This is a genomic window from Streptomyces beijiangensis (assembly GCF_017315755.1).
GTDB lineage: Bacteria > Actinomycetota > Actinomycetes > Streptomycetales > Streptomycetaceae > Streptomyces > Streptomyces beijiangensis.
The window spans coordinates 1-293 of sequence record NZ_JAFLRJ010001725.1; the positions used below are offsets into that span (position 1 = coordinate 1).

The 293-nt window shown below is 64.8% G+C and carries 1 protein-coding gene; it reads left to right on the forward strand.

The window, feature by feature from the left end:
* Window positions 1-293 (forward strand): aminotransferase class I/II-fold pyridoxal phosphate-dependent enzyme (locus J0695_RS43395; protein ID WP_206970290.1); only part of this gene is annotated, 293 nt, incomplete at both ends.

The following is a 293-nucleotide window of genomic DNA, read 5'->3' on the forward strand; positions in this document are numbered from 1 at the left end:
TCATCGTCCTGCGCAGCCTCGGCAAGAACTTCGGGCTGCACGGCATCCGGTTCGGCTATCTAGTCGCCAACCCCTCGCTGGCCGGCCGCATCCGCTCGATGCTGCCGAAGTGGAACCTCAACTCCTTCGACGAGCACGTGGTGTTCATGCTGAAGGAGCACGGCACCGAGTACCAGCAGAGCCTCCACCAGGTGCGCCGCGACCGGAAGGACATGTCCGGCCAGCTCTCCTCACTGCCCGGTCTGACGGTATACCCGTCCCAGGGCAACTTCCGCTTCGTGCGTCTCCCCGTG